The following is a 21,270-nucleotide window of genomic DNA, read 5'->3' as shown; positions in this document are numbered from 1 at the left end:
GCGGATTTCCCTCGAATGGCCGTGCGGACCGCTTGATGCAGCGCACAGAAGCGCTCTACAACTGGTCCATGATCGGTATCCCCGGGTACACCCTGACAGGCCTCATCCACGAATCCGCTGCGTCGACCGTGTACCGAGGATACCGCAACGAGGACCGGGCTCCTGTCGCGGTCAAGCGCCTCAGGAACGAGCGCCCAGCGCCGGCCGAGGTCGCGAGGCTTCGGTACGAGTACGCCATCGCCAAGGAGCTCGCGCTGCCCGGCGTGGTTCACGTCCTGGGCATCGTGAAGATCGGGGCGAGCCTGGCGCTCATCATGGAAGACGCCGGGGGCTGCACGCTCCATGAGCTCATCGCGGCACGCTCCCTCACCCTCGAAGACGCGCTCCGGATCGCGATATCCATCGCGAGCACGCTCGAATCCATTCATCGGAGCGGGGCCGTTCACATGGACATCAAGCCGCAGAACATCATCGTCGAACCGTCCACGTGGAACGCCAAGATCATGGACTTCGGCAGCGCCACCCGCCTCTCCCAGGAGGCACAGCGGCCGAGGAGCCCCGCCGCCTTCGAGGGCACCCTGGCGTATATGTCCCCGGAGCAGACCGGGCGGATGAACCGCGTTATCGATCTGCGCACGGACCTCTACTCCCTGGGGGTCACCCTGTACGAGATGGTGACGGGCAAGCTCCCTTTCCCGACGAAGGACCTCCTGGAGCTCGTGCATTGCCACATCGCCAGGCTCCCGCCGCCGCCGGCGCGCGTCTCGCCCGACGTTCCGCGCTCCGTCTCTGACATCGTCATGAAGCTCCTGGCGAAGAGCCCCGATGATCGGTACCAGGGCGCCTACGGGCTCCGGATGGATCTCGCCGAGTGCCTCACGCAGCTCGAGGCGGCGTCGGCGATCGAGCCGTTCGCGCTCGGGCGCCACGATTACGTGGACGCGCTCCGGATCCCGCAGAAGGCCTACGGCCGCGAGGCGGAGCTCGCGGTCCTCGAAGGCGCGTGGCGGCGCGTCAGCCAGGGCGCGAGCGAGCTGCTCCTCGTGTCCGGCCACGCCGGTATCGGCAAGTCGCTCCTCGTCGGCGAGATCCAGAAATCCATCGCGCAGGGCAAGGGGTACATCGTCGCTGGCAAGTTCGACCAGATCAACCGGAGCGTCCCCTACGCGGCCGTGGCGCATGTCTTCCGGGAGCTCGTCCGAGCCTTCTTGACCGAGCCCGCGGAGGCGCTCGCGCTGTGGAAGGAGCGAATCGCGAACGCCGTCGGGCAGAACGGCCAGCACCTCGTCGACCTCGTCCCCGAGCTCGAGCTCCTCCTCGGCCCCCAGCCCGGCGTCGAGCCGCTCGGACCGACCGAGGCGCAGGCCCGCTTCCACCTCGCGTTCCGGAAATTCTGCAGCGCCATCCCCGCCCAGGAGCACCCCCTCGTCGTCTTCCTCGACGACCTGCAATGGGCGGATCCGGCCTCGCTCAAGCTCCTCGAGCAGCTCCTGACAGAACCGGAGATCAAGCATTTCCTCGTGATCGGCGCGTACCGCCGCAACGAGGTCGACGAGAGCCACCTCTTTTCGATCACCCTCGGGGAGCTGCGCAAGGCCGGGGTCGCCGTCGGCGACATCGACCTCAAGCCGCTCGAGCTCCCCGTCGTGACGCGGCTCCTCGCCGACACGCTCTCCTGCGACCCCGAGCGGGCCGAGCCGCTCGCGCGCCATGTGATGAGCAAGACCCACGGCAATCCGTTCTTCATGAACCAGTTCATGAGGGCGCTGCACGCCGAGAAGCTCGTCTCCTTCGATCCGGCCCGGCGCGAGTGGACCTGGGATCTGCCGCGCATCCAGCGGATGAAGGTCACGGACAACGTCGTCGACTTCATGGCGGGCAGGCTCCTGGAGCTCGATGGAAGCGAGCAGCGCACCCTCACGCTCGCCGCGTGCATCGGCTATCGCTTCGACCTGAAGACGCTGGCGAGGGTGGCCGACAGGCCGCGCCGCGAGGTGGCAGGCGAGCTGTCGGCGGCGCTCCGTGAGGGGCTGATCCTCGCCGTCGGCGCGGACTCCAGGTTCTTCGACGCGGCCCTGGGCGGCGCGATGACCGGCGAGGCGGACGAGCCGGAGCTCGCGCTCGACGCCGCCTACCGGTTCTTGCACGACCGGGTCCAGCAAGCGGCCTACCGGCTCCTCGACGGGCCCCGCAAGCAGGAGATCCACCTCCAGATCGGGCGGCTCCTGCTCGCGGACAGCGACCCCGGCGGCATGGAGGGTGAGGTCTTCGAGGTCGCGACCCACATGAACCTCGGTATGCCGCGGATCACCGATCCGGAAGAGCGCGTCGCGCTGGCGCGCCTGAACCTCGAGGCGGGCAGGAGGGCGAAGGCCGGCGCGGCGTACGAGGCGGCCGCGAGCTACTTCGAGGCCGGCACGAGCGCGCTCGGCCCGAGACGCTGGGACGAGCGGCACGAACTCACCTTCGCGCTGACCACCGGGCTCGCGGAGTGCCTTTGCCTGACAGGCCATTTCGACGCCGGAGAGCGGCTGTTCGACGCGCTCCTCGAACACGCGAGATCTCCGCTGGACGGCGCGCAGGTCCGCAACCTGCGCATGTCGTTCCACCTGATGCGCGGCGACCTCTCCGCGGTCGTGCGATGCGGCCTCGAGGCCCTCGCGCTGCTCGGGGTCGACATCCCCGCGGCGGCCGAGGAGCAGCGCGCGCTGCTCGGCAGAGAGCTCGAGGCGATGCAGGCCCACCTCGCGAGCCGCCCGATCTCCGCTCTCCTGGGGCTGCCCACCGTCGCCGATCCAGAGAAGCAGACCATCCTCCGTCTCCTCGCCGACCTGACGCAGCCCGCCTCCGCGCTCGGGCTGCCGGTGCTCGGTCCGCTCACGCTCATCATGCAGATCAACCTCGCGGTGGAGTGCGGCACCTCGAGCACCACGGCGTACGCGTGCGTGCTCTATGCGGCGCTCCTGATCGACGGCGTCTTCGAGCCGAGGACCACCGACGACCGGTACAAGGAAGCCTACCAGTTCGCCAGGGTGGGTATCGAGCTGAACGAGCGGATCCCCAACCAGCGCATCACGTGCATGCTCCTCATGACCTTCGCGTGCATTCTCCATTTCTTCGAGCCGCTCCGGGACACGGTGAAGCTCCTGGCCCGCTCCCGGCAGGCCGGCCTCGAGTCGGGAGATCTGGCGTACGCGTCGTACTGCTGCATTCACATGATCTCGGCGAGCCTGAGCCTCGGCGACGATCTCGGCGCGGTGGCCGGCGAGATCGAGCAGGATCTCGCGCTGATGCGGAAGACGAACGACAAGCTCACGACGCTCATCCTCACGTGCGCAAGGCAGGTCGTCGCGAACCTCACGGGGGGCACCGCCGGGACGCACACCCTGAGCGACGACACCTTCGACGAGGCCGCCTTCGCCAGCACGGTCTCGGTCCCGGAGCTCAGCTATGTGGCCGCGTGGTACCACACGCAAAAGGTCCAGCTGGCCTATCTCCACGGCGACCACGGCGCCGCGCGCGCGCTCATGGCCGCCGCGGAGAAGATGACCGCCGGCTGCGTGAACAACTTCTGGGCGACCGAGCTCGTCTTCTATTCGTGCCTGATCCTCGCCGCCTCGTGCGACGGCGCGCCGGCCTCCGAGAAGGAGCGGCTCGTTGCGGCGCTGTCGGCGCACCGGGAGAAGCTCGCCCGCTGGGCGGAGCTCTGCCCCAAGAGCTACGCGCACAAGCATCTCCTCGCCGAGGCGGAGATCGCGCGCATTTCGGGCGGCGACCGGCACGCCGTGGCGCAGCTCTACGACAGGGCGATCGAGGGCGCCGAGGAGGCCGGGTTCACGCGCGACCAGGCGCTGGCGAGCGAGCTCGCCGGGAAGTTCCACCATGCGAACGGCCTCACCCGGAGCGCGCGCGCCCACCTGACCGACGCCCACCACGGCTACATGCAGTGGGGAGCGACCGCCAAGGCGGACCGCCTGGCGGCCGAGGCGCCGCAGCTCGTGCAGAAGGTCGCGCTCACGTCGGCGCCGCCTGGCATGCTGGAGCACGCCCGGGCCGCGGTCCAGACCACCTCGACGACGAGGCTCAGCACCAGCGTGCTCGACGTCGAGGCGGTCATCCGGGCCGCTCAGGCCATCGCCGGCGAGGTCGTCCTCGAGAGCGTTGTCAGCCGGCTGCTCGACATCGCGATCCAGAACGCCGGCGCGAAGAAGGGGGTCCTCGTCCTGGAGCGCGATCATCAGCTGATGATCGAGGCGTCGATCACCGTGGATCCGAGCGCGGTGAGCGTCGGCCTGCTGCTCCCCGTCGAGGGCAGCGCCGAGGTCCCCGCCTCGATCGTGCAGTACGTCGCGAGGACGATGCAGCCGGTGGTCCTCGCGGACGCGAGCCATGAGCCTCGCTTCGCCGCGGATGCCTACGTCGCCGCGAACAACCCGAGATCGATCCTCTGCCTGGCGATGGTGCACCAGGGGCGCACGAACGGCGTTCTTTATCTGGAGAACAACACGGCGACCAACGTGTTCACGCCGGCCCGGCTGGAGCTCTCGAAGCTCCTCCTGGCGCAGGCAGCGACCGCGGTGGAGAACGCCGTGCTCTACGCGAACCTGCACAGGCGCACGGAGTCGCTGCGCCTCGCCGAGGAGCAGCTCAGGGTCGAGTTCTCGGCGCGGGAGCGGAGCGAGCACGCGCGCGCCGAGCTCCAGGAGGAGATCATCCGCGTGCAGAGCGCTCGCCTGGCGGAGCTCTCCACGCCCATCATCCCGATCACCGACCGGATCATGGTCATGCCGCTCATCGGGATGATGGACCGGCAGCGGGCGGAGCAGGTTTTGAGCACGGCGCTCCAGGGGGTCGAATCGAGCGGCGCCGAGGTCGTGATCATCGATATCACCGGCGTGAGCACGGTCGACGGCGACGTCGCGAGCACCCTGATGAACGCCGCCGTCGCCCTCCGGCTGCTCGGGGCGCAGGCGGTGATCACGGGCATCCGCCCCGACGTCGCACAGACGCTCATTCGCTTGCAGATCGACCTCGGCGCGGTGGTCACGCAGGGGACGCTCCAGAGCGGCATCGCCTATGCCCTGCAGCGGGTGGGGGGCCGCGGCGTGCCCCTCGGAACGCGCGCGCGGTGAGGGGCGGCCGGGGCAGGTGGTACTGCGCTGCCCGAGGACGAATCTGGGATGGCGAACCGGTGCGATCCGTCTGAGCACCCGGGAGCTGAGAGGGGCGTGACGACGGATCGCATCGCCTCAGAAGGCATGGACCTGAGAAACCCCCTCATTTCCTAGAGAGTTTGCTTCCCGTCTTCATGTGAATTCCTCGAAAATTTGAGGGGATACCTCAGGGCATGGACCCGACGTGGGCCCAACCGGCGAACCCGAGGTCCGGGGAGCTCGCGCCGGCCGACCCATCGCCTCGCGCCGTCGTGCTCGCAGCGCTCGCCAACGCCCGCAGCTGCGTCGTCGCCCTCGGGAACCACGTTGCGGCTCGGGTCGTCCACGACGCGTTCGGTCGGCAGCGCGGCCTGGCGCCAGCACCGGAGGGGCAAGCAAGGTCGCGCCGACGGTGACAGGCCGCATGACGAGGCGCCCGGATAGGACAGAAGCGGAGCGCCGCGGAGGCCGAGCTACATCGGCGCGGTTCGCTAGCGAATTGGTGTTCACCCCTACCGGCCGAGGGGAGCGCAAGCGATGGTGGGCAGCCTCGGGGGCAACGCCAGGTTAGGCACGCGCGCCATGCGATGCCGCCATTGGTTCGCCGGACATCTCCTCTTGGCCCAGACGACGGCGAAATTCTCGCTCGAGCTCGTCGAAGAGACGAGGAGCTTCCTTCTCCATGAACTCATCTATGGCTGTCCACGTGTTGATCGAATCGTGATCTGGTGTATCGTTGATATCTATGCGAACGTTGAAGTCGATGGCCTTGCGAGACAGCGCGCGAACGAATGAATGAACAGCGTCAGCCATTGGTCGCGGCAAGTACAGACGGTGGAGACGGAAACGACTGGTAAACTTGCTCATGGCTGCGTTCACCGCATCGCGGCGTTCGGTGCGCGTCCCCATGGCGGAGGTCTCCATGATCGATACGTATGCCACGACTTTGCTCCTGAGGTCGCTGAGATTTTCATACGTTTCCGCGATCGCTTCCGCCTCCCGGTCATAGATATGCTTGAACCGGAGTTGTCGCTCCGCAGCTGCGACCTGAAGATCGGCCTTGAGTCGTTCGATCGCGCTCGTGTTGGCCGCGGTCAGTCCGGCCTGCAGTTCCGCGAGCTTCATGTCCGCTTCAGCCTTCAGCGTGGTCTTGTGCGCTTCAAGCAGCGTTGCATACTCATGCTGAATCGATTGCTTGAGCCGTTCGCTGAGCCATGTCTTTGCCAGCCAAGTGAAAGCCGCAGCGACCAAGCCGCTAGTAATCCCCGACGCCACGATCGTGTCGAACACGTTCATATTTGTTGGTCTGGTCTCTCGTCTGGGTTGCGTCGATATTGTAATGATGGCCCGCTGAGTAGGCATGTTCTGCTCTGCCCAACGAGCGCTCGTCAATGTGCTGACTGTGCGCCGTGCCGAGCGGAACGAGGCGCGGCGCACAGTCAGCATCATTGGTTTGTTCGGCGGCTCTTCAGGACTTGCATGCCGCGTCATGATGCCGCCAAGTGGCAACGTCCGTTACAGTCAAGAACTTTCGTCCGCCTGTCCTGTCGTGCCCACACGCCGACGACCGAATGCACGTAGTGCTGGCGTCCTGGCGAGGCCGGCAGATCGAGAACCTGAACGCCGTTGCCCGGATTCGACCAGCGATCGAGACCGTGAGCACGAGCGAAGCGCGTGAGACGTGGCCCCAGTGTTCCTCCACCGTGATCGTAGCCGACTATCACAATAGCTTGGGGCAAATTTCTTCGATCGACTGCAGCTTCATCGAGCTTCCTGATGTCGCCATGAGCCTTCGCCAGCTTATCCCTGGCGTCCTCGACCGGCATCGTCTTCAGCTCGATCCATGCCCATCGATCCGAGGCCACGTCACCGACCTGCACCGCCAGGTCGCATCGCGTATCTGGGCGACACCAGAGGCTATCGTCTAGTACGCACCTCGCATCGTACGCGCGGCGCAGATGCGATGCGAATGCAGCTACTAGGTGAGACTCTCGACGTCCCGGAAGGCCGTATACACCTGCCCAGTTGCTTTCGTACTTGGCGAGAAACGACGCTTCATCGTTGACTACCTCGATCACTGCTTTGGCAAGCTCCGCAAGATCGAACGCCATTGTGTTGCCTCACGCCGTTTCTCGCGACTTATCCCATCATAGTGCACATGGCTCGGTAAGCCATCCCTCACTTCGAGGGCGGATTGTTGCCCCTCCCGCCGCCGGAAGGATTCCCCGTGGTGCTCGGCGCGTTCGCGGGCCTGCCCCCGCCCGTTCCGCCACCGCCGCTCTTGCCACCGCCGCCACCGCCGCTCTTGCCACCGCCGCCACCGCCGCTCTTGCCACCGCCGCTCTTGCCTCCACCACCACCACCGCCACCCTTGCCGCTCATATTCACCTCCAAATCTGGCTGTTTACTGTATTGTTGATGAGAGTCATGTTGTCTTATGTCCTTGTCGGATCCAGTCGCGGCCTAGCCCAGTCCGCCGAACTATCAGTCGATTGGTCAACCGAAGCCGCCGGGCCAGCTCTGTCTGGATCGTTGCCTTCTGTAGCCTCCCCCACTGAAAGTCTCACGGCTCGGCTCTGCGCCGCAAGGCCGAAACGCTGTCCAGCGCCATAGGGTAGCAGGTGTTTCCCTCGCCAAGCCGTTTCTGCCGTGCGGGCGAGGACCGGCGGGCTCTACGCGCGCTGGTCGCGCTGCATCGCGTTGAGCATGGTCACGAGCTTGCGCATGCAAGCCGCGAGGGCGACCTTCGGCTCCTTGCCCCGTGCAGCGAGCCGGCCGTAGAGGGCGGCTCGCTGCACGGGGTTGTGGGTCTTAGCGACGACCGAGGCCATGTAGAGCACGGAGCGCACGGCTGCCCGGCCGCCCCAGATGCTGCGGCGGTCGTTTATTCTGCCGCTGTCGTTGTTGAAGGGAGCAATCCCGACGAGCGCAGCGATCTGCTTGCCGTCGAGGGGTCCAGCTCTGGAAGCGTGGTGGTAACGACGCATCCGACGCCATTGACCGACTGGAGTAGCTCGTCCTTGGCACGCCATGTCGAGTGCGTCTGGATGCGCGTGGTCAGCTCGGTCGGTCTCCTCGATCTGCTTGGACAGGAAGGCGATGAGCTTCTCGATGCTGGGCCGAACGTCCCGAGGGGCGAGTTTGCGTCGGGCCATCGCCATAGCTCGCATCTCGATGAGCTGGCGCCGACGCGTGACCAGAGCTTCCGGGAAGTTGCCGGACACCTACTGGACCGGACGGCTCGGCAAGACCTCCTGCAGAGCCAGGGACGTACCCAGCCGCCGAGGACCCAGCTCAGTGCGACGGCGGCCCGCTCTCGGGCACGCTCTCCGCGCCGAGCGGCCTGGCCCTCGACCTCCGGAGCGCCCGCCCCTCCGGCGGGTCGGCGAGCGCGGGCCTCACCGCGGCCGCGATGCGCTGCTGGATCGCGCGGGCGACGTGCGCGACGTGGGGCGGCTCCAGCATCGTGAAATGGTTGCCAGGCACCACCTGGAGTGCAAACTCCCCTCGCGCGAGGTCCATCCAGGCATGGACGGCGACCGCGTCTTCCGGGCTGATCTGCTCCCGCGCGCGCAGGAACAGGACGCTGGCGTCCGTCGGCTGCGGCGCGTAGCTCGCGAGCGCCTGCCATGTGCTCGTGACCTCGGCGCGGAGCCGCGCGTCGTCCTCCATGGCCGCCACGAAGCCGCGGTATCTCTGCGACGCGATCGCCTGGATCTTCGCCATCTCGTGGGCCAGGGCGCTCGCCGGAGAACGGTCGCTCGCTCCCTGTACGCTGCCCGTGTCCAGCAGCACCAGCAAAGGCACCTTGCGCCCCTGCGCGAGCAGCTGCTGCGCCATCTCGTACGCGACAACGCCGCCGGCCGAATGCCCGCCCAGGAGGTACTGACCCTCGGGTCTGACGCTCAGGATCTCCTCCACGTACCGGGCCGCGATCGCGGGGACGGACATGGCGCTCATGAAGCCCGGCTCGCTCGGATCCGCCCCGGTGGGTTGAATCCCGTGGACGGGCTGCTCGCTGCCCAGGCGTTGCACGAGGGGGCGATAGAGGTGGACCGTGCCGCCGAGCGGCGGGATCAAGAACAGCGGCGTGGCGTCCGGCGCCCCCGCCTGCAGCGAGACGAGGAGCTGTCCGGCAGCGCGCCTGGCCGTGAGGACCGCGGCGCTCCCGCTCCGCTGCGTCATCGCGGGGCTCAGGGGCGCCTTCGAGCTCGGAGGCAGCGCTTCCCGGACGCGCTCGGTGAGCACCGCGACCGAGGGAGGACCGGACGACGCCGGCGGACTCCAGATCTTCGACGGCAGGGATCGCACCGTGGCCGGGCCCACGGTGCAGGGGGTGTCGAGCACGTGAGCGGTGCGCTCGAACGGGTACGTGGGGAGCGGCACGCGCCTCCGGCGCTCGTCCCGGGAGAACGCAGCCCAGTCCACGTCGACGCCGGCGCACCAGAGCCGGCCCACCGCGGCGAGCAGCGCCTCGAGGTCGCCGGCGCCCTCGCCCGGGCCCGCCAGGGTGGTCGCGACCCGTCGCTCCGCGTCCGGGTGCCGCGACGCCACGGAGGCCAGGGTGGAGCCGGGCCCGATCTCGAGGAGGGCGCGATCGGCCGATGCCAGCAGCATGGCGATGCGATCCTCGGGGCGTGTCGATCCCGCGGCCTCCTCCTCCGCGCGCCCGCGCAGCGCGACCCGCGCGACCGCGTCGTCGAGCGAGAGCGTGCCGGCGACGCACGCGGCGGCGACCTCGCCCACGCCGTACCCGAACAGCGCGGCCGGGCGGATCCCCCACGACATCAGGAGCTGCGCCAGGGCGACCTCGGTCGAGAAGAGGGCGGCCGCGGCCGCGCTGAAGCGCGGAGAGCCGATCTCCGCGTCGCCGGAGGCGCGCTCCTGCGCCTCGGGGAAGAGCCAGTCGCGGAGGTCGACCGACAGCTCGTCACGGAAGCGGTCGGCGCACTGGTCGATGCTCTCGCGGTAGGCGCGCTCCTGCAGGTAGAGCTCGCGCCCCATGCCGGCATGCTCCGCGCCCGCGCCGGGGAACATGAAGACGACCTCCGGAGGCCGCTTGCCGGCGACCTGCGTGAAGACGCGGGCGGGGTCGCGCCGATCGAGGCAGGCCGCTCCCGAGGCCGGATCCGCGCACACCACCGCGCGGCGGTGCGCGAAAGGCACCCTGCCGCGCTGCAGGGTGAACGCGACGTCGGCGAGCGAGCGCTCCGGCGCGCGCCGCAGGTGCTCGGCCAGCCGATCGGTGCTCCTCTCGAGCGCGGCGCGCGTCTTCGCCGAGACGACGAGCAGCTGGCAGCGCCTGGACGGGCCGGACGGCGCCGTCTCCGGCGCCTCCTCGAGCACGGCGTGCGCGTTCGTGCCGCCGATGCCGAAGGCGCTCACCGCGGCGCGGCGCGGGGCTCCGCCGCGCTTCCACGCGCGCGGCGCGGAGTTGACGAAGAACGGGCTGCTCGCGAGATCGATCTCGGGGCTGGGCCGGCGGAAATGGAGCGTCCCGGGAATGAGCTCGCGCTCCAGCGAGAGCGTCGCCTTGATGAGGCCGGTCACCCCGTTCGCCGCGCGGAGGTGGCCGAGGTTGCTCTTCACCGAGCCGAGCGCGCAGAAGCCGACCCTGTCGGTCGCCTTCCGGAACACCCGCGCCAGCGCGGCCACCTCGATCGAGTCGCCGAGCCGCGTGCCCGCGCCGTGCGCCTCCACGTACGTGATGCTCTCCGGGCTCACGCCGGCAGCGGCGTGGGCCCGCGCGAGGGTCTCGACCTGCCCCTCCAGGCTCGGCGCCGTGTAACCCACCTTGAGCGCGCCGTCGTTGGTGACGGCGGATCCGCGGATCACGGCGTGGATCGTGTCGCCGTCGTCCAGCGCGTCCTTCAGCCGCTTGAGGACGACGAGGCCGACACCGCTGCTCGCCACGATGCCGCTCGGCTCGGCGTCGAAGGGCCGGCAATGGCCGTCGGGCGAGGTGACCCGGCCTTCCTCGTAGAGGTAGCCGATCCTCTTCGGCGTGAGGATGCCGACGCCTCCCGCGAGGACCATGTCGCTCTCCCTGGTGAGGAGGCTCTGGCAGCCGAGGTGCACGGCGACGAGCGACGTCGAACACGCCGTCATGACGCTCACCGCGGGCCCCCGGAGCCCCAGCTTGTAGGCCACGCGCGTGGTCAGGGAGTCGGTCACGTTCCCGGTATAGATCCGGTGGTGCTCCGAGTTCGGCGCGGCCGGAAGCGGCCCGACCTGCTCGATCCAGTAGCTCGGCGCGTCGCTCCCGGCGAATACGCCGATCGGCTTCGGGTAGGCGAGCGGGTCGTAGCCGGCGCTCTCCATCGCTTCCCAGGCGCATTCGAGGAAGACGCGCTGCTGCGGGTCCATGAGCACGGCGTCCTGCGCGCTGTAGCCGAAGAACGCCGCGTCGAAGCACATGACGTCCTCGATCACGCCGGCCGCCGGAATGAACCCGGGCGACCGGTAGAGCTCCGACTCCACGCCGAGCGCCTCCAGCTCCTCGGGTGAAAGGAAGGAGATCCCCTCGCCCCCGCCCTCGAGCATCGACCACAGCGCGTCGACGCTGCGCGCCTTCGGGAAGCGACCCGCCATTCCGACGATGGCGATGGCGTTCTCGGGGAGCGCCTCCCGCGCGGGCGCTTCGGTCGCGGAAGCCGCGGCGCCGCGCTCGCGCCCGGAGGCCGCGCTCTCTCCCGGGGCGGCCGCCCGAGAGCCCCTCTTCAGACGTGCAGAGAGGCTGCGGATCGTCGGGTACTGGAACAGCTCCATGAGGGGCACGTCCTCGCCTAGCCGCGCCCGGATCCCCGCGCGCACCCGGGAGAGGAGCAGCGAGTGACCGCCGATCTCGAAGAAAGGATCGTCGAGGCCGACCTCGTCGACGCCGAGCACCTGGCGCCAGATCTCGGAGACGATCCCCTCGATGTTCGAGGAGGGCGCGGGTGGCTCCGCCCGCGGCTCGGGTCTCGCGCGATCGTCGGCCGGAAGGGCCGCGATATCGACCTTCCCGTTCGCTGTGAGCGGCAGCGCGTCGAGCTTCACGAAGGCGGCCGGAACCATGTAATCGGGGAGCTTCGCCGCGGCGTGCTCGCGCAGGCCTTCAGGTATGACGCGCGCCTTCTGCCTCCGGAGAGGGCTGTTCGCGAGCGACCGGGCCGGCGAGGTCTCCCCGGGCCGCGCCTGGACCCAGGCGCGCGGCCGCGGCGCGCCGCCCTCCGAGCGTTCGACCGAGCGTTCGAAGAGCACGTCCATGCAGCCTGGGTCCGAGGTCCTCGACGCGGTGATCCGGACCGAGCAGCCGAGGCGCGCGCCGAGCGCCCACAGCGCCTCCGGCTCGATCGCGGCCGCCGCGCTCCGAGCAGCGATAGCGGCGCGGTCCAGCTCGGCGTCGCCTCCTTCCCGCAGCCGGCTCGCGGCGACCACGTCGGCGTACACGCGCGCGTTCGGGATCCCCAGGACCAGAAGCGCGCCGGAGCCCCCCTCGCGCAGCGCTCGCTCGACGCCCGCGAGGCCCTCCGAGGCAGCCCAGTCCAGGGATCGGCCGATGGCGATGGGCTCGGGCGCCACGCCCACGTGCAGGACCACGTCATAGCGGAAGCGCGTCATCTCGTCGGCGTCCGAACCCCGCTTGAGCCAGCACTCCACGTGCTCCACGCCCGGGACCTCGCCGGGCAGCGCGTGAAAGAGCTCGGGCGCGAGGACGAGCTCTTCCTCGCCCAGGGCCGCCCGCCGCGCCCGGGCAAAGAGCTCGGCCGAGGTCACGCTCGCGGGCAGGCGGTGAAGCTGCACCGAGGTGTGAAACGCCTCGAGCAGCGGAAGGCTCCTGATGTCGCCAAGGAACACGACGCCGCCGGGCGCCGCCGCGCGCACGGCGCCCTCGATCACCGAGCGCAGGTAATCGGCGCTGGGGAAATACTGCACGATCGAGTTCAAGACGATCACGTCGAAGCTGCCCGGCTCTACGCCGCTGAAGTCGTTCGCCTCCCGGCGCTGCAGCGACACATGCGAGAGCGTGCCGCGCGCGAGCTCGGGGCGGAGCAGCGAGATCGCCTTCTCGGAGAAATCGGTCCCCAGGTAGGCGGCGCACTGCGGGGCCAGCTGCAGGAGCAGGAGCCCCGTCCCACAGCCGATCTCCCATGCCCGGCGCGGCTGGAACGAGAGGATCCGCTCGACCGTGTGATCCCGCCATGCGCGCATCGCTCCGGCGTCGATGGGCTCTCCGGTGTAGCTGCTGTTCCAGCCCGTGATGTTGAAGTCCGGATCCACGCCGGCGCCGGCCTTCCCGTAGGTGCCGTCGTACAGCGCCTGCCACGCCGAGACGTGCTCCGCTTGCAGGGCCGGGGCTTGATCCGCGGCGCCGCCGTCATCGAGGCGAGGGATGACATAGGCGACGAGCCGCTTGTTGCCCCGCGCATCTTCCCGCGCCACCACGACGGCCTCTTCCACGGCGGGGTGCTCTCGCAGCACGGCCTCGATCTCGCCGAGCTCGATACGGTAGCCGCGGATCTTCACCTGGTTGTCGACCCGCCCCAGGAACTCGATGTTTCCGTCAGCGAGCCACCGGGCGCGATCGCCGGTGCGGTACATGCGCGCGCCCGGCTCGTCCGCGAACCGGTCGGGGAGAAACCTCGCTTCGTCGAGCTCGGGCCGGTTCAGGTACCCGCGGGCGATGCCGGCGCCTCCCAGGTAAAGCTCGCCGGGGACGCCCACCGGGACGAGCTCACCGCGCGGATCGAGGAGGTAAACCCGCATGTTGTCGATGGGGCGGCCGATCGACGGGTCGAGGGTCGCCGCCCCGCTGCTCGGCCGCGCCCTCGGCACGACACAGGAGGTCGCGACGACGGTCCCCTCGGTCGGACCGTAGTTGTTCACGACCTCGAAGGGGAGCCCCGCGCCTGGCCAGACGCGGAGCTTGTCTCCTCCGGTGAGCAGGTACCGGAGCGCGACGGAAGCAGGCCAGTCGAGGCGCAGGAGTTCTTCTGCCACCGGCGTCGGCAAGAACGAGACGGTGATCCCTCGCGCGAGGAGCCACGCCTTCAGCTCGTCCGGGGAGCGGCGGAGCGGCTCCCCGGGGATGAACAGGCACGCTCCCGCGCACAGGTACGGCCAGAGCTCCCATACCGACGCGTCGAAGCCAGGGCTCGCGACGAGGGTCGCGCGATCCGCGGAGGTGACGGCGAAGCGCCGCACGTGCCACGCTGCCAGGTTCATGAGGCTCCGGTGCTCCACGAGCACGCCCTTCGGGCGGCCGGTCGAGCCCGACGTGTAGATGGCATAGGCCAGATCCCGGGGGCCCGCGCACACCGGAGGGGGCGACCCGTCGCGCGCTGCCATCTCCGGCCAGTAGGCGTCGAGGCGGATCACCGCGCCCGCGAACGGCGGGAGGCGATCGGCGAGGCGCTCCTGCGTGAGGAGCACCGGCGCCCCGGAGTCCTCGAGGAGGAACGCCAGCCGCTCTCTCGCGATCTCCGCGTCCACCGGGAGATACGCCGCGCCCGCCTTGAGGACGCCGACGATCCCGACCACCATCTCCAGCGAGCGCTCCGCGCAGATCGCGACCAGGGTATCGGGCGCGACGCCCAGCTCGAGCAGGCGGCGCGCGAGCTGGTTCGCCCGGCGATCGAGCTCCCCGTACGTGAGCGAGCCGCGATCGGACACGACAGCGGCGGCGTGCGGCGCGCGCGCCGCCTGCTCCTCGAACAGATCCAGGACGCGCCGATCGCGAGGGAAATCGGCGCCGGTGTCGTTCCAATCGACGAGCAGCCGGCGCCGCTCGCGCTCCGGGAGCAGCGGCATCGACGAGACGGAGCGCGCGGGGTCCGAGGTCGCGGCGGCGAGGAGCGTGAAGAGGTGACTCAACATCCGCTCCATCGTCGCCCGCTCGAAGAGGTCGGTGCTGTACTCCAGCATCCCGGCGACGCCGCCGGTGCTCTCCCAGGCATAGAGCGAGACGTCGAAGATCGTCTTCCTCGTGTCCGTGGCGATGGCGCGCGCCTCGATCCCGCGGAGGTGGAGCTCCCGCTCCGCGGGCGGCTGCGGCGCGAACACGATCTGCACGAGAGGGCTGTAGCTCGGGTCGCGCTCCGGCTGGAGCTCCTGGACGAGCCGCTCGAACGGGAGCCCGTCGTGCGCGTAGGCGTCCAGGCACACGCCCCTCACGCGGCGGAGCAGCTCCTCGAACGACGGCCCACCGGAGACGTCGATCCGGATGGGGACCACGTTGACGAAGAAGCCGATCGCCGCCTCGAGATCGGCGTGATCCCGGCCCGCGCTCGGCAGGCCGACCAGGAGGTCGTCGCGCTGCGTGGTGCGGTGGAGCAGGACGGCGAACACGGCCAGGAGGACCATGTTCACGGTCACGTCGTTTCGCGCGCCGAGGTCCCGGACCGCCCTTCCGACCTCCGGATCGAGCTGGAACGGGAGGGTCGCGCCGCGGAAGGTCTGGACCGCCGGCCGGACGTGATCGCTCGGCAGCTCGAGCAAGGGCGGCACGTCGAGGAGCCTCTGCTTCCAGCCGGCGAGCAGCTCCGACAGGACCTCTTCGGTCATCTGCTCGCGCTGCCACGAGGCGAAATCGGCGTACTGGAGCGGCGCGTCCGGCAGCGCCGCCGGAGCCCCACCGCAGAAGGCATCGTAGAGCGCCGCGATCTCACGGTAAGCGACCTCGAGCGACCAGCCGTCGACGGCGATGTGGTGGATGTGCAACCAGAGGACGTGATCCCGAGGTCCGAGCCGGAGCAGCCCTGCGCGGAAGACGGGGCCGCGCTTCAGATCGAAGAGCCTCTGGGCTTCCGACGAGAGGTGCTGCTCCGCCTGGGCCTCGCGCTCCTCCCCGGAGAGGTGCTGGAGATCCGCGACCTCCAGCCGGAAGGAGGCGTCCTCGGCGACGATCTGGACGGGCTGGCCGTCGAGCTCCGTATAGACCGTGCGCAGGATCTCGTGTCTGCGGACGAGCTCACGGAGGCTCCTGTCGAGCGCAGGGACGTCGATGTCGCCGGCGAGGCGGAAGGGACAGAGGCAATTGTAGGCCCTGCTCTCCGGCGCGAGCCGGTGGAGGAACCACATGCGCTCCTGCGCGAACGACAGGGGGATCGCTCCCGTTCGGGCGCCTCTCGGAATGGCCTGATCGCTCCGGGCCGCGGCGCGCTCCTTTCCGCTGATCAGCGCGGCGAGCGCGGCGATGGTCGGGTGGGCGAAGAGCTGCTGGAAGGTGACGTCGATCCCGAAGGCGCCGCGCAAGCGGGAGAACAGCCGGAGCGCGTGCAGCGAGTCGCCGCCCAGCGCGAAGAAGCTGTCGTGCACGCCGACGTGATCGACGCGCAGGAGCTCCTTCCAGAGCTGCGCCAGCTCCTCTTCCAGCTCGGAGCGCGGCCCGAGGAGCGCGCGCCGGAGCTCCGGACGAGCGCCGCTCGGCGCGGGCAGCGCCTTGCGGTCGAGCTTCCCGTTCGGCGTGGTGGGGAACGACGCGAGCAGCACGATCGCGGAAGGGACCATGTAGCTCGGCAAATGGCTCTCGAGAAAGGCGAGGAGCGCCGGAGCCAACACGCGCTCGTCGCTCGCCGAGTCGCCCTGGCTCGTTCGGTGAGGGACCGCGTAGGCAACGAGCGTCTTTTCCCCGGGCGCGTCTTCGCGCGGCACCACGACGGCCTCGCGTACCTCGGGGTGTTGGGCCAGCACCGACGCGATCTCGCCCACCTCGATGCGGTGGCCGCGGATCTTCGCCTGGTCGTCGACCCGACCGAGGTACTCGAGATCTCCCGACGGGAGGTAGCTCGCGAGATCACCTGTCCTGTACAGGCGAGCGCCTGGGTCGTCGCTGAACGGGTGCTCGATGAACCGCTCCTGCGTGAGCTCGGGCCGGTGGAGGTAGCCGCGCGCGAGGCCCGCGCCGCCGACGTGAATCTCTCCGGGGACGCCGACCGGGACGAGCGCGCGGTTGCGATCGAGGAGGAGCACCTGCGTATCGGGGACCGCGCGGCCGATCATGCTCGACCAGGGCCGCTCGAGATCGGGCAGGCCGACAGGGCGGTAGGTGACGAACATGGTGGTCTCGGTGGGTCCGTAGAGGTTGAGGATCGCGGGCACCCTGTCGCCGTGGCGCTCCCACCACGGCTTCAGCGCGGTCACGTCGAGGGCCTCACCGCCGCAGATCACGAGCCGGAGCGCGAGTCGCTCTCTGGCCTCCGGCTCGATCGTCTCCTCGGCGTGGACGAGCAGGCGGAACGCCGACGGCGTCTGGGTGAGCACCGTTACCCCCTCGTCCCCGAGGAGCCTGTAGAACAGCTGCGGCGCGTGGATCACCGGCCGCGGCACGACGACGAGGCGACTGCCGTGGAGGAGCGCGCCCCAGATCTCGAAGACGGAGATGTCGAAAGCGAACGAGTGGAACGTCGTCCACACGTCCTGATCGCCGAAGCGGAACCATCCGGCGGTGGTGTCAAACAGGCGAAGGACGTTGGCGTGGCTGACCATCACGCCCTTGGGCTCCCCGGTCGATCCCGAGGTGTAGATGATGTACGCGAGGTTCTCCGGACGCTCGTTCGGCGAGGGCGCCACCTTGTTTTCGGGCTGCCGGTCGATCATGGCCCGATCCGCGTCGAGGCACACCACCCTCGCGCTCCCGCTCCGGAGCCGGGAGGCGAAGCGCTCCTCGGTGAGGATCACGGGGACGCCGGCATCTTCGAGCAGGAAGGCGAGCCGGTCCGCCGGATAAGAGGGGTCGAGCGGGACATAGGCGCCGCCGGACTTGAGGACGCCGAGCAGCGCCACGATCATCTCGAGCGATCGTTCCAGGCAGACGCCGATCGGGACCTCGGGCCCCGCGCCGCTCTCCCGGAGGAGATGGGCTATCTGGTTGCTCCTCCGATCCAGCTCGGCATAGGTGAGACGCTGCCGCTCGAACACCACCGCCACCGCGGACGGGGTGCGCCGGGCGTGCGCCTCGACCCGCTCGTGCAGCCGATCGCGCGGCGCATCGAACACCTCGCCGTGGTTCCACGCGAGCAGCGCGCGGCGCTCCTCCTCGGTCAGGACCGGCAGCTCCGAGACGCGCTGCTCCGGGTCGCCCGCCGCCCCGCGCAGCAGCACCGCCCAGCGCCCGAGCAGCCGCTCGACGGTCGCGCGCTCGAAGAGGTCCCGATTGTAATCGACGCGCGCGATTACGCCCGCGTCGGTCTCCTCGACGCGGACCGCGAGCTCGAAGGCCACCTCGGTCGCCTCGAGCGCCACCTCCGTCAGCGTGAGCAGCGCGCCTCGCTTCGGCTCCAGCGTGCTCGGCTCGCTGGAGAAGATGGCCTGGACGAGCGGTGCGCGGCTTGGATCCCGCGGCAGCGAGAGCTGCTCGACCAGAGAGGTGAACGAGAGATCCCCGTTCTCGCTCCCCTCCTGCAGGGATCGGCGCACCTGGCGCAGGAGCGCGCGAAAGCTCGGATCTGCGCCCAGCCTGCCCCGTACGGTCACGAGATTCCCGAATGCCCCGATGAGGCCTCGGGTCTCCTCGTCTCGTCCGGACAGCGGAACGCCGATGAGGACGTCGTCCTGGCCGGTATGGCGGTGGAGCACGGCGTGCATTCCCGCGAGCAGGATCGCGGACAGCGCCACGCCCTCTTCCCGGGCCAGCGCGCGGAGCTCTCGCACGAGCTCCCGATCGAGCGCGCACGCCACCGAACCTCCGGCGAAGGTCCGCACCGCGGGCCGCGGCCGATCCGTCCGGATCTCCAGCGCCTCCGGTGCCCCCGAGAGCTCACGACGCCAGTGCGCGAGCTGCCTGTCGAGGAGCTCTGCGGTCCGGTGCTCCCGCTGCCGCCGTGCGTGGTCCTGGTAGCTTATCGGCGGCGCCGGCAGCTCGACGCCATGATAGCCGTCGAATAGCTCCGAAAAGAACAGCGTCACGCTCGGTTTGCCGTCCGAGAGGAGGGGGTGCATGGAGAGCGCGATGAGGTGGCGCCCTGGATGCACCCGGATGAGGCTCACGCGCCAGAGGGGGCCGCGCTCCAGATCGAGGGGCCGAGCGATCTCCCGGCGGGCCATCGCGAGCGCGGATTCATCCGAGGCGGGCTGCCCTTCGGCGCCGAGATCCACCTCGAGGAAGGCGATGTCTGCCCGCGGCGAGACGACCTGCACCGGCCGCCCCTCGTGCTCTGCGAAGGATGTCCTCAGGATCGCCTGACGCCCCGTGAGCTTCTCGATGGCATGGACCAGCCTGGGCACATCCAGCTCGCCGTCCAGCCACGCCGCGCCCCCTTCGTTCAAGCCCGGCGTGGCGCCTCGGCCCCGGGCGAGCACCCACGCACGTTCTTGCTCCAGAGAGAGCGGAGAACAGGAAATTTCGTTCATCGCGGATGACCTCCTTGTTGCTGATAGGGGTCGATTGCATCGATGCGCGTGGAGCAACCGCGCGCCGCGTCGGACGTTCGACGCGCGCACACCTGCGCGCACACCGTGCTTGCTGATCTGTCGTACGCTCCTCAGACATCAGGGCCGCCTGGTCACCTGGGCACGAGGAGCAGGCGCCAGGCTGGGCCAAAGATTGTAAAATGCAGAAAATACTAAATCGATGTCGATCGCATCGCGAGGGGGCGCGATGCACACGCTACGCAGTATGAAGTATGGACACCACCACGCCAGCTTGTATTTGGGAGGATGCGGATGCTGGCGATTGATGGACCTTGTCTGGATTCCGGGATCCCGACCTCGCGCCTGCTCTTGTGGGCCAATAGACAAATCCGGCTTCCGCTTCACCCTGAGTTGGTCCTCTTCCTCACCGTCGGGGTAGCTTCCAGCGCATCACGTCAGAATTGTGCTCGCGGCAGCCGTCGATAGGCTCGGTCCTCTGCTGCACCGCTGCCTCTCAGAGAACCAGGGACGGACATGACTGGACGACGCGCGGGCGACAGGCAGGGCGAGCCCGCCGTTCGCTCCGATCTGCCGGGCTGTCGTCTCCGGTTCGTCCCGCGCAATCCCATGGAAGCGGCGACCTCCGGCAGCTGGAGGTCGCAACGGCCGGCAGCTGGAGGCTGCAACCGCCGGCAGGTGGAGGCTGCAGCTTCCACCACGCATCGCCGTGGTGCCGGATTCGTGGCCGTCCTAGGGAATGGCTCGCTGGCGGCACGGAGCGCGGCTGTGAACTGTCGCTTCAGATCAGCACGGCCCTGTCCACCGCGGCGGACAGGATGCCTTCGTTGATGAAGTGACGTGCTCCCGTGCCATCCCTCTTCGAGAGATGGCCGCCGGCGTGGTGAATCGCGACCACCTCCCAGCGGTCGTCGAGCACCGGCGAGCCGCTGGAGCCCGGGAGCGTGTCCGTCGTATACTGGGCGATCTCCTCCTGGACATTCACGACCTGGTTCTCGCTCAGCGCGATTTTCTTGAGGCCGCCCCCGGGATGCTGGATGATCGTCACGAACTCGCCCACCGATGGGCGCCGGAGCGTCAGCTTCAGAGCTCCCCATTCGGCCAGGTCCCCTGCCTCGGCGATGCCCGCGCCCACGCCTACGGCCGTGCAGTCCAGGCCCTCGCTCGTGCGAAACCGAGCGCGGTCGAGGTTGTAGCGGTGGACCGTAAGGAGGTTTCCGCGATCGTCGTCCTCGTAGTTGAAGGCGATCACGGAGCGCTCGGCGACGCCAGGATCGGGGATCACGTGATGGTTCGTGAGGAGCAGGCGCCCCTCGATCAGGAAGCCCGTGCCGACCCCGCTCGGCGTCTCGACGCGGCACACCGCGCGCGCCGCCTGGAGCCCCTTGCGGACCCAGGCGAGGCTCATCAGGCGGTCCGCGCCGATGATCTTCTCCAGCGTGCCGCCCGGCAGGTCGGTCGAGAGCGGTCGTGCGCTCACCGGGGGTTGCTGGAGGGGTCGCTCGTTCTCACGGATCCTGGATGCCTCGTCGATCACGGCGAGCAGATCGGCCGCGAGCTGTCTGCGCGCCTTGCTTCGATCTTGCGGCGAGAAGCTCGGGTCCAGGCGCTGCCGGTCGAGGTTGCGTAGCGAGCTTTTGAGCGCCAGCGCTGCGTTATAAACGTGCCGGTCAGAGCGCTGTACGAACGTCAGCAGTCGAGCCAGCGCCTTCTCCAGCTCGTCGTCCCCGACCAGATCCCTGAGCTCGTCGAAGAATGTGTTATCCAT

The 21,270-nt window shown here is 69.2% G+C and carries 7 protein-coding genes; 1 reads left to right on the top strand and 6 read right to left on the bottom strand.

All coding sequences use genetic code 11. From position 1 onward, the window contains the following. Positions 1-35 precede the first annotated feature (35 nt). Complete coding sequence (locus tag WMF34_RS34645) at positions 36-5,132, top strand: protein kinase domain-containing protein (RefSeq protein WP_437990516.1); 5,097 nt, start codon at positions 36-38, stop codon at positions 5,130-5,132. 588 nt (positions 5,133-5,720) lie between these two features. Here WMF34_RS34645 and WMF34_RS34640 read toward each other — a convergent pair. The 6 genes from WMF34_RS34640 to WMF34_RS34615 all read right to left on the bottom strand — a co-directional run bounded on the left by WMF34_RS34640 (position 5,721) and on the right by WMF34_RS34615 (position 21,270). Further along, positions 5,721-6,443 (bottom strand): hypothetical protein, encoded by a 723-nt coding sequence (locus WMF34_RS34640; RefSeq protein WP_437990515.1) that lies wholly within the window; start codon positions 6,441-6,443, stop codon positions 5,721-5,723. 197 nt (positions 6,444-6,640) lie between these two features. Then, positions 6,641-7,264, bottom strand: coding sequence for a hypothetical protein (locus tag WMF34_RS34635; protein WP_437990514.1), 624 nt, complete (start codon positions 7,262-7,264; stop codon positions 6,641-6,643). Between the two features lie 67 nt (positions 7,265-7,331). Then, positions 7,332-7,535 carry a hypothetical protein gene (locus tag WMF34_RS34630; protein ID WP_437990513.1) on the bottom strand — a complete coding sequence of 68 codons (204 nt, stop codon included), beginning with the start codon at positions 7,533-7,535 and terminating at the stop codon, positions 7,332-7,334. Between the two features lie 290 nt (positions 7,536-7,825). Beyond that, on the bottom strand, positions 7,826-8,377 hold the full coding sequence (locus tag WMF34_RS34625; RefSeq protein WP_437990512.1) for a transposase: 552 nt from the start codon (positions 8,375-8,377) through the stop codon (positions 7,826-7,828). 70 nt (positions 8,378-8,447) lie between these two features. Further along, positions 8,448-19,484 carry an amino acid adenylation domain-containing protein gene (locus WMF34_RS34620; protein ID WP_437990511.1) on the bottom strand — a complete coding sequence of 3,679 codons (11,037 nt, stop codon included), beginning with the start codon at positions 19,482-19,484 and terminating at the stop codon, positions 8,448-8,450. Positions 19,485-20,283: 799 nt separating this feature from the next. Then, a complete protein-coding gene (locus WMF34_RS34615; RefSeq protein WP_049876467.1) occupies positions 20,284-21,270 on the bottom strand; it encodes a trypsin-like peptidase domain-containing protein in 987 nt (328 codons plus the stop codon).

This window comes from Sorangium sp. So ce145, assembly GCF_051525985.1.
GTDB lineage: Bacteria > Myxococcota_A > Polyangia > Polyangiales > Polyangiaceae > Sorangium > Sorangium cellulosum_B.
The sequence above is the reverse complement of the archived record's forward strand: the minus strand, read 5'-3'. Positions and strand labels throughout refer to the sequence as shown.

Coding starts and splice junctions, on each gene's coding strand:
- WMF34_RS34630 (WP_437990513.1), bottom strand. CDS start 7,535: ATGAGCGGCAAGGGTGGCGGTGGTGGTGGTGGAGGCAAGAGCGGCGGT.
- WMF34_RS34635 (WP_437990514.1), bottom strand. CDS start 7,264: ATGGCGTTCGATCTTGCGGAGCTTGCCAAAGCAGTGATCGAGGTAGTC.
- WMF34_RS34620 (WP_437990511.1), bottom strand. CDS start 19,484: ATGAACGAAATTTCCTGTTCTCCGCTCTCTCTGGAGCAAGAACGTGCG.
- WMF34_RS34615 (WP_049876467.1), bottom strand. CDS start 21,270: ATGGATAACACATTCTTCGACGAGCTCAGGGATCTGGTCGGGGACGAC.
- WMF34_RS34645 (WP_437990516.1), top strand. CDS start 36: ATGCAGCGCACAGAAGCGCTCTACAACTGGTCCATGATCGGTATCCCC.